This is a genomic window from Thermosphaera sp. (assembly GCF_059755995.1).
Genome location: NZ_DBOUKL010000010.1, coordinates 1 through 11,761 on the forward strand (window position 1 = coordinate 1; position 11,761 = coordinate 11,761).

Here is an 11,761-nt window from a genome sequence, read left to right on the forward strand (position 1 = left end):
GCCGAGCATCTATCCTTATCTCGCCTCGCAGAGGATGAGCGAGGCGGTTAAGCCAGAGCTAGTTGACCTTGTGATCCACGCCCACGCTCACAACGCCGTGGTGGAGTACACGGTTGTAAACAATGTACTAGTTTACAACGCCTCCCTCCCAGGCAGGGGGAGAATCCTAGTCATCGAGGTTAAGCCTAGGAGGAGTATTTTAAACTGGCTTGCTAAGCCTAGGTGAATCCTTCGAAAACCGCTACAGCCCCCATGGCTGATACGATGTCTGCTAAATGGTTCAGGCTAATACCCTGCTTGCCTAGCTGTAGGTCAGCCTCGTAAAGCTTTCTAGCACCCTCCTTGCTTGTCATTAAGCCAAGGCTCCTTGCCTCCTCGACAAGCTTCTTCGCTTCAGCGGTCAAGAATGGTTCTGAGAGGTCCAGGTAGAACGCTACGAGCGTGTTGTTCAAATCCCTTGTCTTCTTATAGTATTCGGAGAGCTTTTTCAAGTAGTTGAACAACGGGGTGTCCCTGGATTCTAAAAGCGTGAATGCCGGGTGCTTAGACCCGAGGGTTTTAAATACTTCGCTGAATGAGACACCGGATTTGACAAGTGTTAGCTGATCTACACCTGTTGAATACAAGTGCTCGTAGAGGTCGCTTCTTCCAACAGTTTTAAAAGCATCCACCACAGATTTAACCTCTCCCGGCTTGTTTACCGATAGAATGAGCTCCAGGCTTCTCTTAAACTTGCTTGAATCAGCCGTGATGCTTACAACGTTGCTGTGGCCGATAGCCATTGAAAACACCAGTAAAGGCACAGTGTACGAGGGGTGGCAGGTGTTGCAGAACCTGTAAGACTCTCTGAGAAGCTTGGCAATAATCTTCCCTAGTTCAATGCTTGCAAAGCTTAGCTCACCCTTCCTAACCTTCTCCCCCAGCGAGAAAGCCTCCTCTAGAAGCGGGAGGGATGATACAATGTTGCATGATGCTTCATCATAGGTTTTCAAAGGCTTCAACCTGTGAAGACTTCCCGGTTTGAAGTAGGATCCTAAACCGACTAAAGCCCCGTGTATGAGGCTTCTAACTACTTCACTGGTCAATTCAAACCCCATTTAATCCTTTATCACATAAGGAATTATTAATGTGTTAGAAATCAGGATGAGAGCTCTTCTTCACTTATCCGACGGTTTACTATTCATCATCTTGAAAAAGACTATGTTAACATTCCTTTAAAACAGCATCTTTCAACGAGTTAACACGATCACTTTTTAATCTTCTCTATCAAGTGTTCAATAATGTAGTCCGGCGGGTTTACACCGGTTGAAGCCCGCAGGCCCTCCCAGTAGGGGAACGCGTTAACCTCTAAAATATAGTGTCTCCCGGTTGAAACATCCTCCGCAACATCTACACCAGCATAATCCAGCCCAAGAATCGCCGAAGCCTTGACAGCCGTTGCGAATATCTCCGGCGCTTCCTCCTCTCTCACCGGGACGCCCTGGGCGCCTTGCGCAATGTTCGTTTTCCAACTATTCTTGCTCACCCTTCTCATCGCTCCGATCACCCTCCCACCTACTACGAATACTCTGTAATCATAACCCGGCTTCTCCAAGTATTTCTGGAGATAGCTGGGAACACCAATGTTCATCAAGCTCCTCGTGGTCTGAAAGGCTAGGTCAGGGTCTTCTATCAGGGCGCTGCCAAGCCCAAGGCTCCCCATTAGCGGCTTGTAAACAATCTTCTTCTTCGCCTGGGCATACCTCATAGCTGAGAACGGGTTTTCAGTAATCATCGTGTCCGGGACTGGGAGGCCGTGAAGCGAGAGCCTTACCAGGCTTCTCCACTTATCCTTCGCGATCAAAGCGTTGAACGGGTTGTTTATCACGGGCACCGTGCTTGCAAGTGCTTCAAGAACCCCCAGCCTCTTCTCAAACACGTCCAGGCTCATAACCAACCCTATTCCTCGTAGCACTGCCCCGTCAATGTTAACAGGCTCATCTCTCTGCTTAACAACTATCCTCCCATCATCAATCAACGCATCCATCAATGGCAGTTTCAAATAGACTGCTTCAACACCTCTTCTCCTAGCGGCTTCTAAAAGATCGTTAACGCTTCCCGGCGGCTCCCGCCTATAGTCTATTATACCGATCTTCAAGCACTCCTCCTCCTTGAAACCATTAAGGAGTAGGCGAGCGCTAGCAGGCTTAACCCGGCTGTGTAGAGAACGCTCGCAATGCTTGAGAAGCTGTTTAGCGCAATCCCGGTGAGACCTCCCAGGACGATGACGGTGGCTGAGAGATAGGTTAGGGTTCTCGCCTCGCTTCTGCTGGCTTGACCCGTGTATTTGAATATAAGTATCAGGGAGGCTAGGATCACTAGCGAGCCGGCTATGACATAGTTGAGCTCAAGGCTGAAGGAAGATATCGCTGCGCCTACGTATGCAGCTATTAATGCCGAATCAATTATTCTCTTACTCTGCTTACTCGACATTGTGAACCCTCTTAAGAGAATCTAGGTTGAGGATGTTTTAAAGCATTCTTAATTTGTCAATGTAGAGCGAGAGTAGCCCTAGGTAAATACCGGCTTCCAAGGGGTCGGTGTTGAAAGATAGGTCAATGGTTTTCAACCCCATTCTAGCGTATTGAAACTTGAGTTCTTTGACATAATAGTCTTCCACGCTTGTTGACACGAGCACTATTGACCCGGGTCCTGCTACGTTTTCAGCGTTTTCAAACCTGGCGTTCACGCCAATCCGTCTCAACGACTCGCCCAGGTATAGCGTTGGAGCCTCCATCAGCTTGCTTGAAGTAAGCAGCACCTCCTTCTGCGAAATAATTTTCGTTAAGGGCTCGGAATATCTTTCTATGAGCTCCTCTATCAAGGGAACCACCCCCTCCTTACTGTGCTGGAAAAGCCTTGCACCTCTCGCCTCAAGCTTGTCCTTATAAAGGCTTGAGAGAGCATGGTTCACGCCTAGAGCCATCGTGAGCGAGGCCTCAAGCTCATCCGCTCTCTCAACATACACTGGGCCGTAGTTGTCGAGAATCCTCTTAACCCTCTCATCCATGGGTTTCGATGTTACAGCGAGGAGCTCGTGGTTAAGTATTCTTGAAACCTGCATAGTGTTCAGCAACCCGGTGTAGGGGTTGCTCGCGAAGACGAGAACCCTCCAGCCCTCCCGGTAGGCAAGGGTGTACAGGGAAACAGCGGGGATATCGCTTATCAGCGTGTTCAGCTCCGGGTCTACCGTAGCTATGTGCCAGTACGCTGTTGAAGCAGGCAGATACCCCTGTCTATTATAAGTTATTATCAACGGCTTCCTACTACTGGCTAGGAAACTCTCAATAACGCCTCCGAGAGCTACAGCTTCCTTCTCCAAGTCCCCTATAAGCTTTGAGAAAAAAGCTATACTAGAGCGGTCTCTAAGCTTCTGCAGCAACTGCATAGTTTCTCATCCGGCTTCTCGGGAAGCCTCTCAATAATCTTCGGAAGCAGCTTTTTCGCTTTAACAGTGTTCTCGCCCATTGTTTTAACCACTTCTTCAGCTGTCACAGGCTTCTCAGCCCAGACATCGTAATCCGTCACCATTGACACGGTGGCGTAGCACATTTCAGCCTCGCACGCAAGGTTAACCTCTGGAACCAGGGTCATCCCTATGATGTCTGCTTTAAACACTTCCTTCCAAACCCTGCTCTCCGCTCTCGTGCTGAACCTCGGCCCCTCGATGCAAACGTATGTTCCCTTTGGATGGATCTTGATCTCGGGTACTTGTGAAGCAGCTTCAAGGATTACCTGCCTGAGGTGTTCGCAGAAGGGGTCTGCACAGCTCACATGCCCCACTATGCCGCCTTCGAAGAACGTGAACCCTCTAACTCCTTTGGTCATGTCTATGAACTGGTCTGGGAGGACGAAGTCCCCGGGCCTGTAGTCCTCTCTGAGGCTTCCAACAGCGGAGAAAGCTATAACCCATTTAACGCCCAGGGCTTTCAGCGCCCAGATATTCGCCCTGTAGTTTATCCTGTGAGGCGGGATTTTATGCCCCCTGCCATGCCTGGGGAGGAATGCTATGGTCCTGCCTTTCAACTCCCCTAGGATGATGTTATCGCTGGGTGCTCCGTATGGAGTGTAGATTTTAACCTCCCTCACATTCTCAAGGCCTGGGAGGTCGTATATTCCGCTCCCGCCTATTACCCCGATTAAGGCTTTCTCCCTAGTCTCCACGAGCATATCCTACACCTTAAACCTGTATACCTTCTTCGAACCATCGTATTCAAGAATCTTCTTATCAACATGCACGTTTAAAGCATCCCTGTAATACTCCTCGCCCACGTCGATACCGTACCATTCCTTGAAACCCTCCACTATCTCGTTAAAACTCCACTCTGTTTTCCCGGTTTCCTTGAAAGTCTCCGAGACCATTCTCTTAATAAACTGGTAGGTATCCTCAAGCCTTGTCCACGGGTACTGGAACCATATCCATTCCTTTACTTCAATATAGTAGTAGTCGGGCTTGAACTTTGCCACAGGGCTTATCCACTGGAGTGCAGCGGTTTTAACCTTGCTAGGCTTCCACTTCTCAGCGATAAAGTCTCTCGCAAGCTTAAGTGTTTCACCAGTATCAACAATATCGTCCACGATGAGTATGTTTAAATTCTCAGCATCTATGATCATGGGGAATTTTATAATAGCCTTCTCCTCAGCCTTAGCAGCTTCAGTCCAGTGCTGGCTCTGAATACTTGCGAGATTATCGATGCCCATAAAGTCGCACAGGAGCCTTGCCGGGACGAAACCCCCTCTTGCAACAGCCACAACGAGATCCGGCTTGAAACCACTCTCCCTGATTATTCTCGCAAGATTTCTAGTCCAGTCAACGATCTCGCTCCATGAAACCAGCTGGGTTCGAACCCTAGGCATCTCTATCACATAAGATATTAATGGTTGCTACAAATTTAAGGATTTCATGAAAACTACTTGGAAACCCGTATAAGCCTGCTCGTGGTGGTGAAGCTTTTACCAGCCCCGTGAAGCAGTATGCTCGTCTTCGACAGGTTCCACCCGTATTTCTCGTAAACCTCTTTATCAACGTGAACAGCCTTCGACTCACATATGAACAGCGTGGATTCCCCGACACGTAGCTTATCCCTTACCACGCATTCAACAAACCCTAGCACTCCGTCAAGACCAGGTGTCGATATTGTTTTTGAAGGATATGGTTTCAGCCCGTGCTTCTTAAACTTGTCAACATCCCTCCCCGACTCCGTCCCCAACTTGTAGGCGAGCTCAGCGTGCTTCTCGCTTAAGATGTTGATGGTTAGCTCACCGGTCTCCATTACGTACTCGTGTGTGAGGCTACCGCTCCAAATTGAAACAGCTATGAGAAATGGGTCGTCATACACTGGTGAAACCCATGATGCAGGCATAACGTTAAGCCTTCCATCCCTGCTCCTGGAAACTATCAAGTATACTGGCCTCGGATGGAGGACATGGTATTCGTTAGGCGATACTTCAACATACACTTGAGAACACCCTATTAATCAATATATTGCCCAGGGTAGTTAAAGATTATAAAAGGCCTCCTGCAATTAATGATTTTGAAGCGGGGATGCCCGAGCTTGGCCAAAGGGGCCGGGTTGAGGACCCGGTGGCGTAGGCCTGCGTGGGTTCAAATCCCACTCCCCGCACTACTCCTTGATTCTGAAACCTCCACGACAGCCCTCCCGGTTGTTTTATTAAGTAGTAGCTGAATATTATTTGAAACCGGTGTTTCTGCTTGAAGCTCTTCGAGTACGAGTCTAAAGAGATTGCTAGGAGGTATGGGGTTCAAACCCCTCGCGGAGTAGTGGTATCCACTCCTGAGGAGGCTGTGAGAGCGGCTGAGGAGTTCGGCAGCGTGGTGTTGAAATCCCAGGTGCTGGTTGGGGGGAGGGGGCTGGCCGGCGGTATTTTAAAAGCTGAAAACCCTGGTGACGCCTACGAGAAGGCGAGGGGGCTTCTAGGCAAGGTGATCAAGGGGGAAAGGGTTGAAAAACTCCTTGTTGAGGAGAAGGTTTGCATATCCCGGGAGTACTACGTGTCTATAACTGTTGACAGGGCTACGAGGCAGATTACCTACCTGGTCTCCTCAATGGGCGGCGTGGAGATCGAGGAGCTTGCGAGGAAGTACCCTGAGAAAATAAGGAGGATGAGCGTGGATCCTTCGATCGGGTACTCGCCCTACATGGGTAGGGAAGCTGCAGTATTCATGGAGGTTCCATGGTCTCTCGGCAACCAGGTGGACCAGGTTCTGTCGGCCATGTATAAGATAATGATTGATTACGATGCGGAGCTAGTCGAGTTCAACCCGCTCGCACTGACATGCGACAACCGGCTTGTCGCCCTCGACGCGAAAATCATAGTGGACGATAACAGCTTGTTCAAACACCCCGAGCTACAAGCTCTGTATGGGAGAGGCCTCACGGCTTGCGAGAAGAAGGCTAAGGAACTCGGCTTCAACTATGTTGAGCTGGACGGGGATATAGGCGTGATCAGCAATGGCGCGGGCCTCACAATGGCCACTATGGACGCCATCCTCTACTACGGGGGCAGGCCCGCGAACTTCCTCGACATAGGAGGGGGAGCGGGGAGGGAAAGGGTTAAGGAAGCCGTTAAGCTGCTGCTCTCCCATCCCAAGGTGAAAACCCTGCTGGTGAATATTTTCGGCGGTATAACCAGGTGTGACGAGGTTGCCCACGGCATTCTCGAGGCCTTGGCTGAAACAGGTGTTTCAAAACCCGTTGTCGTGAGAATGCTTGGAACCAACGAGGAGGAGGGGAGGAGGATCCTCTCGGAGAAAGGCATAATCGTCTACTCTGAAATGGATGAAGCGGTGCGTAAAATCGTCGAGTATTCAAGGGGTGGTTGACATGGGCATTCTCCTCTCGAAGAACACTAGGGTAATTGTTCAAGGAGTAACAGGCAAGGAGGGAAGCTTCCACACAAAGCTCATGCTAGAGTATGGGACAAGAATTATAGCTGGTACCTCTCCAGGTAAGAAGGGGCAATCAGTTCACGGGGTCCCAGTCTACAACACTGTTGGAGAGATAGTGAGGGAGCTCGGCGAGGTTGACGCCTCAATAATCTTCGTACCAGCGAGGTTCGCCCCGGATGCTGTATACGAGGCGATCGACAACGGTGTTAAGCTAGTAGTGGTTATAACGGAGGGAATACCGCTTCACGACGAGCTGAAATTCGTCAACTACGCGAGAAGAAAGGGAGTGGTAATAGTTGGTCCCAACACTCCTGGCTTAATGACTCCTGGTGAGGCCAAGCTGGGCATTATGCCATCGCACGTTTTCAGCCCGGGAACGGTAGGCGTAGTATCTAGGAGTGGAACGCTCACCTACGAGGTTGCAAGGGAGCTGGCCAAGCATGGCATGGGGGTTTCAACAGTGGTCGGCCTTGGCGGAGACCCTGTCACAGGCCTAGACTTCATAGAGGTTTATAAAATGTTTAGCGAGGACCCCTCGACAAAAGCAGTGGTTCTCATAGGCGAGATAGGGGGTGATGCTGAGGAAAGATTCTCAAAATACTACGCTAGCTTACCGGTGAAGAAGCCTGTGGTAGCGTATATTGCTGGGAGGACAGCTCCTCCGGGGAAGAGAATGGGTCACGCAGGCGCAATAATCTCAATGGGTATTGGCGACTACCCCTCTAAGAGGAGGGCTCTCGAGGAAGCGGGCATACCTGTTGCAGAGACACCTTCTCAAATACCATTCCTGCTGGAGAGAAGGTAGGTTTTACTTGAAGATTTTTATAATAATAAATAATATTTTTATAATAATCCTCACCATATTAATAACGAGAGATGAAGAGGAGGATTTGAATGTACATAATAAAAGAGTATGCATCCTTTTCGGAAGTGATAAAATCCATTGATGAAACAATAGCCTCCCTAAGGCAGCAGCTAGCTGAGAACTTGAAGAAGCTTGAGGACGCTAGGGCAAGGGCCGAGCAGGCTAAGAAGCTGAAGGAGTTGTTGAAGACGCTTGCAGGCGAGGATATTTCAGGCCCGGGTAAAGTCATAGACTTGAAGGATGCGAAGATTCTTGTAAACCCAGACCCTATATCAGAGCTACAGGTTATCGAGGAAGCTATTGAGAGAATTAACAGGACGATACTAACCCTTCAGAACTTGAAGAAGGCTCTTGAGCCGTGGAGCGGTGTCGAAGTCCCCAACAGGATAACTGTCGTGGTTAAGGAAGGTATTCCTTCATCCTTCATCCTAAGGCTTTAGGTATTTACTCTTTTTTAATCTAGTCAAACTTATCTTTTTCTTAAGGAATGGTGGGCTATATGAGCATGTATGATAAGATTGGTCCAGGATCCAAGGCTCCGGATGAAGTTAACGTTGTGATCGAAATACCTATCAACTCCGGGGTTAAATACGAGCTGGACAAGGAGACCGGCGTGCTCTTCGTAGACAGAATCCTCTATACTTCAATGGTTTACCCGTTCAACTACGGGTTCATACCAGGGACTCTTGAGGAGGATGGAGACCCTGTCGACATCCTAGTGGTATCGTATGACCCGCTCCTCCCCGGCTCAGTTGTCAAGGCCAGGCCGGTTGGTGTTTTGGAAACCGAGGATGAGAAGGGCAGGGATGCGAAGATAGTTGCGGTACCATCTGAGAAGATAGACCCGAGGTTCCAGGGTATCAGGGATGTGAGCGATCTCCCAGAGGCTGTTAGGCAGAGGATCGAGCACTTCTTCCAGCACTACAAGGAGTTGGAGAAGGGCAAGTGGGTTAAGGTTGTTGGTTGGAGGGGTAGGAGCGAGGCTTTGGAGATGATTAAGCAGGCTGTTGAAAGATTCTCAAAGAAATAGGTTTTTAAGGCTTGATTTTTTCCAGTAGAAGCTCTACTTCTTTTTTAAAAGCATCAGGATCCTTGATGAAGAGTTCCGTCAAAAACTCCTCCTTTCCAGATGATTCCTCATCTGCGAGAATGAGGAGGGGAACTATATACATCTCTCTCACTAGGAATTTAACAGTATTAATATTACCTTCGTAATATTCACGCAGTAGATCCCTTAGCTTGCCGGGATTACTGTCGAATAAATCGGTGCACCCAGTTCCCGCGTTCGCCCTGCAAACAAATTCTTCCAACACGTGCCTCAGGGCGAGCCCTATGCGTTTCGACTGTTCTTCAAGCTTTTTCAGTCGTTTATCAAAAGTCTTGAGCGGCAAGCAAATCACACTTTTATATATTGCTTCAAAGGGTTTTAAAAAGTGAATAGGATCAAAAATTATAAAAGAATTCTTTAAATTATATAAGTATATTGATACGGTTTAGGATTAAGTGGGCGTGAGAACTATTGGATTTTACCACCGGCTTGAAGGAGCTTGACAAAAGGTTTAACGAAGCTTTCCAGCCAGGGACGCTGACGGTCATAGTCGGCCATCCTGGTGCTGGGAAGACAACTCTCGCATTACAGTTATGTCACGCTAATGCTAGGATTGGACATAAGTGTTTATATATTAGTTTTCAAGAAGACAAGGAGAAGCTTTACAGGCATGCAAGGAGGCTTGGGCTCGATCTTGAAGGGCTTGAAGAGAAAGGCTTGTTCAAACACGTAAGGTTTCCTATGATGACCCTGGTTGATGATTTGATAAGGGAGTTATCGGTTCTTCTCTCCTCGGACTCTTACAGAGTCATCGTAGTTGACTCTATAAACGCCCTTCTCGAGCCAGTGAAGAACAAGGATGAGCAGAGGATGTTATTGCAGAACTTTTTCTACGAGGTTTCGAGAACCATTAAGGGGATAACGGTGTTGCTTGCAGAGATACCGCTGGGTGAGGAGAGAGTTAACCTGGGATCAATAGAGTTTGTATCTGATATCGTCATCATCTTGAAACACCATGTAGTTCGCGGATTATTGGACAGGAGGATGGAGATTAGAAAGATTCGGGGAGCCCCGCTTAGGGCGGTAGAGTTCCCATTCGAGATAGTGGAGGGTGAGGGCATCTTGGTTTTTCCACCCCCTGCTCCTGAGAGAATATTCCTAGGAGACGGAACCCCTCTCGAGAACACTCTTTCCCTAACAAGGGAGGTTATTCCGAGGCTGTTGAGGGGTGAGGTAGTCTTTTTCACCTACGACCCGTTTGCACGGTCAGCAATACCAGTTATTTTCATCCTCGACTACCTGGTTTCGAATGAAATGGTGGTGTTTTTAACATCCTACGTTTACTCGAAGGACGAGGTTTTAGATAGCGTTGTGAAAGCACTTGCAGATTACGCAGGGATTTCAAGAGAGGAAGCACATAGGCTGGTTGACAAGTATATGGTTGTAGAATCAGTCAACCCGGCTGGAGAGGCGTTAACATCATTATACTCCCGCTCAATATTAGAGTTTGAGAAGTCTAAGCCAGATGTTATCGTTTTCCACGGAGTAGAGGTTTTCAGCAAACTGTTCGATGAAAAAGACTACTTTAACGCATTAGTGAACGAGCTGATATGGACAAAGAACAAAGGGGTCACCACTATGAGATTCGGAGCCTGCACACCTAGAGACTGGTGTGAGATGAACGCAGCCCTTTCAGACGTGGTTGTCCAAACCCGCTTAGTCGAGAAGAATGGCAGTACAGTTCCAATTATCCAGTCTTGGAGAAGAGGTAGCGAACCCCGCACCATCGAGCTGAACGAGGAGGTTTTAAACAAGCTTAGAAGCGAGTTTAAAGCTCTTCTAAAGAAGGCATTTCCCAGCGAGTGAGACCTCTTAACTCAGCGCCTCCAAAACGTTTCAAGAAACCCTGGGAGAAATCATTAATCAATAAAACGTGATAACCAGTAAACCGTAAGCTCCTAACTAGTATTTCAGAATACTATTCACAGCTTTCTCGTGGAAGCCTTCATCCTGGATAATCTTCTCCAACACGAGCTTGGCTAACCTAAGGGAATCCCTATCCCGCAAGACTTTCTCCAGCAATGGCAGGAGGAGTCTATGATACGTCTCCTCCCCTACAAAGCCCTCCAAGGATACTAGTTCTTTCAAAACACCTCTGACATCAGACTTTCCCTGTTGCTTAATTTTTGAAAGAGCTTCTTCAACCCTAGTCCAAACACCACCGATTAGTGTTTGACACTCTCCTGTTTCCTCGTACAACCCTAAACTCACGCCCAGTGAGCGGAAAACCTCGCTGTGAACCATGCTTTCAAGCCCGATCTGCTTCAAAAGAAGCGAGGCAAACTGTTCTCTACCCTCAGCGAGTGATGCGAGCTCCTGGTAGAGAGATGCAACCCTGCCCTCAAGCTCAACGGAGCAGTAGATTAGTTTTCCAATCATCCCGAATGCTCCTCCTCTCTAGTTAATTCAGCTTCTCTCATAAATATATTCACATTACTCTACAAAGTAGCGAGGCGGTGGAGAACCACACGTTCCCGTGAAAATAGGGGATCTATTTCGATAAGCCCTGCAAGCTGTGAGCGAAATCTCGCCCATCCCCGATCCCTAGGGGCGGGTTCTTAAATGCAGACACCTGTGTAGGATTCTATAACTTAGACAACCAGGCTTAGCAGGATTGCGGCAGGTAGGGTATGCCGCCGCCGGGATTTGAACCCGGGTCACGGGCTCGAAAGGCCCGCATACTTGGCCGGGCTATACTACGGCGGCATCCTTATGAAAATAGGATTAGTGAGTCCTAAATATTTTTTACTTTTTAACCAATCATGAATGTTTAAAACCTCCGGGTCGGAATTCATATATTTGAAGCGGCGGTCGTCTAGCCTGGACTAGGACGCCGGCC

The 11,761-nt window shown here is 48.5% G+C and carries 14 protein-coding genes, 2 tRNA genes and 1 pseudogene; 7 read left to right on the forward strand and 10 right to left on the reverse strand.

The window, feature by feature from the left end; all coding sequences use genetic code 11:
* A pseudogene (locus tag AC3OH0_RS00795) lies at nt 1-226 on the forward strand (metallophosphoesterase family protein); the annotation flags it as partial.
* On the opposite strand, the gene AC3OH0_RS00800 reads toward AC3OH0_RS00795, so the two are convergent.
* From AC3OH0_RS00800 to AC3OH0_RS00830, 7 genes are all read right to left on the reverse strand, one after another.
* Nucleotides 219-1,085 (reverse strand): hypothetical protein, encoded by an 867-nt coding sequence (locus tag AC3OH0_RS00800; protein WP_498344403.1) that lies wholly within the window; start codon nt 1,083-1,085, stop codon nt 219-221. The pseudogene AC3OH0_RS00795 and the gene AC3OH0_RS00800 sit on opposite strands and share 8 nt — an antisense overlap.
* A gap of 161 nt (nt 1,086-1,246) precedes the next feature.
* Nucleotides 1,247-2,137, reverse strand: coding sequence for an ATP-grasp domain-containing protein (locus AC3OH0_RS00805; protein WP_193436659.1), 891 nt, complete (start codon nt 2,135-2,137; stop codon nt 1,247-1,249).
* Nucleotides 2,134-2,472, reverse strand: coding sequence for a hypothetical protein (locus AC3OH0_RS00810; protein WP_498344404.1), 339 nt, complete (start codon nt 2,470-2,472; stop codon nt 2,134-2,136). The genes AC3OH0_RS00805 and AC3OH0_RS00810 overlap by 4 nt, the downstream gene beginning before the upstream one ends.
* Before the next feature lie 37 nt (nt 2,473-2,509).
* Nucleotides 2,510-3,427, reverse strand: a complete 918-nt coding sequence (locus tag AC3OH0_RS00815; protein ID WP_193436661.1) for a hypothetical protein — start codon at nt 3,425-3,427, stop codon at nt 2,510-2,512.
* Entirely contained in the window at nt 3,388-4,209 is an 822-nt protein-coding gene (locus tag AC3OH0_RS00820; RefSeq protein WP_498344405.1) for an S-methyl-5'-thioadenosine phosphorylase, read from the reverse strand. The genes AC3OH0_RS00815 and AC3OH0_RS00820 overlap by 40 nt, the downstream gene beginning before the upstream one ends.
* A 3-nt stretch (nt 4,210-4,212) precedes the next feature.
* Entirely contained in the window at nt 4,213-4,896 is a 684-nt protein-coding gene (locus AC3OH0_RS00825) for a phosphoribosyltransferase (RefSeq protein ID WP_498344406.1), read from the reverse strand.
* A gap of 53 nt (nt 4,897-4,949) precedes the next feature.
* The gene (locus AC3OH0_RS00830) at nt 4,950-5,498 is read right to left on the reverse strand and encodes a flavin reductase family protein (protein ID WP_193436663.1); all 549 of its coding nucleotides are present in this window, start codon (nt 5,496-5,498) and stop codon (nt 4,950-4,952) included.
* An 80-nt stretch (nt 5,499-5,578) separates the two neighbouring features.
* Here AC3OH0_RS00830 and AC3OH0_RS00835 point away from each other — a divergent pair.
* From AC3OH0_RS00835 to ppa, 5 genes are all read left to right on the forward strand, one after another.
* Nucleotides 5,579-5,663 (forward strand) — tRNA-Leu (locus AC3OH0_RS00835).
* Between the two features lie 89 nt (nt 5,664-5,752).
* Nucleotides 5,753-6,883, forward strand: coding sequence for an ADP-forming succinate--CoA ligase subunit beta (gene sucC / locus AC3OH0_RS00840; RefSeq protein WP_498344407.1), 1,131 nt, complete (start codon nt 5,753-5,755; stop codon nt 6,881-6,883).
* 1 nt (nt 6,884) lies between these two features.
* Nucleotides 6,885-7,754 (forward strand): succinate--CoA ligase subunit alpha, encoded by an 870-nt coding sequence (gene sucD, locus AC3OH0_RS00845; RefSeq protein ID WP_498344408.1) that lies wholly within the window; start codon nt 6,885-6,887, stop codon nt 7,752-7,754.
* Between the two features lie 89 nt (nt 7,755-7,843).
* On the forward strand, nt 7,844-8,254 hold the full coding sequence (locus AC3OH0_RS00850) for a hypothetical protein (RefSeq protein ID WP_498344409.1): 411 nt from the start codon (nt 7,844-7,846) through the stop codon (nt 8,252-8,254).
* 59 nt (nt 8,255-8,313) lie between these two features.
* Nucleotides 8,314-8,844, forward strand: a complete 531-nt coding sequence (gene ppa / locus AC3OH0_RS00855) for an inorganic diphosphatase (protein ID WP_498344410.1) — start codon at nt 8,314-8,316, stop codon at nt 8,842-8,844.
* Between the two features lie 4 nt (nt 8,845-8,848).
* Here the strand turns inward: ppa and AC3OH0_RS00860 are convergent, their stop codons facing one another.
* Nucleotides 8,849-9,205, reverse strand: a complete 357-nt coding sequence (locus tag AC3OH0_RS00860; RefSeq protein WP_498344411.1) for a hypothetical protein — start codon at nt 9,203-9,205, stop codon at nt 8,849-8,851.
* Between the two features lie 128 nt (nt 9,206-9,333).
* Here AC3OH0_RS00860 and AC3OH0_RS00865 point away from each other — a divergent pair, with 128 nt between their 5' ends.
* Nucleotides 9,334-10,728: an RAD55 family ATPase gene (locus AC3OH0_RS00865; protein ID WP_498344412.1), complete on the forward strand. Its 1,395-nt coding sequence runs from the start codon at nt 9,334-9,336 to the stop codon at nt 10,726-10,728.
* A 96-nt stretch (nt 10,729-10,824) separates the two neighbouring features.
* On the opposite strand, the gene AC3OH0_RS00870 is transcribed toward AC3OH0_RS00865, so the two are convergent.
* Nucleotides 10,825-11,301: a hypothetical protein gene (locus AC3OH0_RS00870; protein ID WP_498344413.1), complete on the reverse strand. Its 477-nt coding sequence runs from the start codon at nt 11,299-11,301 to the stop codon at nt 10,825-10,827.
* Nucleotides 11,302-11,553: 252 nt separating this feature from the next.
* Nucleotides 11,554-11,628, reverse strand: a tRNA-Glu gene (locus AC3OH0_RS00875).
* Nucleotides 11,629-11,761: the final 133 nt, after the last annotated feature.

Bases quoted from the DNA above. Each gene is read 5' to 3' on its own strand.
- ppa (WP_498344410.1), top strand. From the start codon at position 8,314: ATGAGCATGTATGATAAGATTGGTCCAGGATCCAAGGCTCCGGATGAA.
- AC3OH0_RS00815 (WP_193436661.1), bottom strand. From the start codon at position 3,427: ATGCAGTTGCTGCAGAAGCTTAGAGACCGCTCTAGTATAGCTTTTTTC.
- sucD (WP_498344408.1), top strand. From the start codon at position 6,885: ATGGGCATTCTCCTCTCGAAGAACACTAGGGTAATTGTTCAAGGAGTA.
- AC3OH0_RS00825 (WP_498344406.1), bottom strand. From the start codon at position 4,896: ATGCCTAGGGTTCGAACCCAGCTGGTTTCATGGAGCGAGATCGTTGAC.
- AC3OH0_RS00850 (WP_498344409.1), top strand. From the start codon at position 7,844: ATGTACATAATAAAAGAGTATGCATCCTTTTCGGAAGTGATAAAATCC.
- AC3OH0_RS00870 (WP_498344413.1), bottom strand. From the start codon at position 11,301: ATGATTGGAAAACTAATCTACTGCTCCGTTGAGCTTGAGGGCAGGGTT.
- AC3OH0_RS00810 (WP_498344404.1), bottom strand. From the start codon at position 2,472: ATGTCGAGTAAGCAGAGTAAGAGAATAATTGATTCGGCATTAATAGCT.
- AC3OH0_RS00820 (WP_498344405.1), bottom strand. From the start codon at position 4,209: ATGCTCGTGGAGACTAGGGAGAAAGCCTTAATCGGGGTAATAGGCGGG.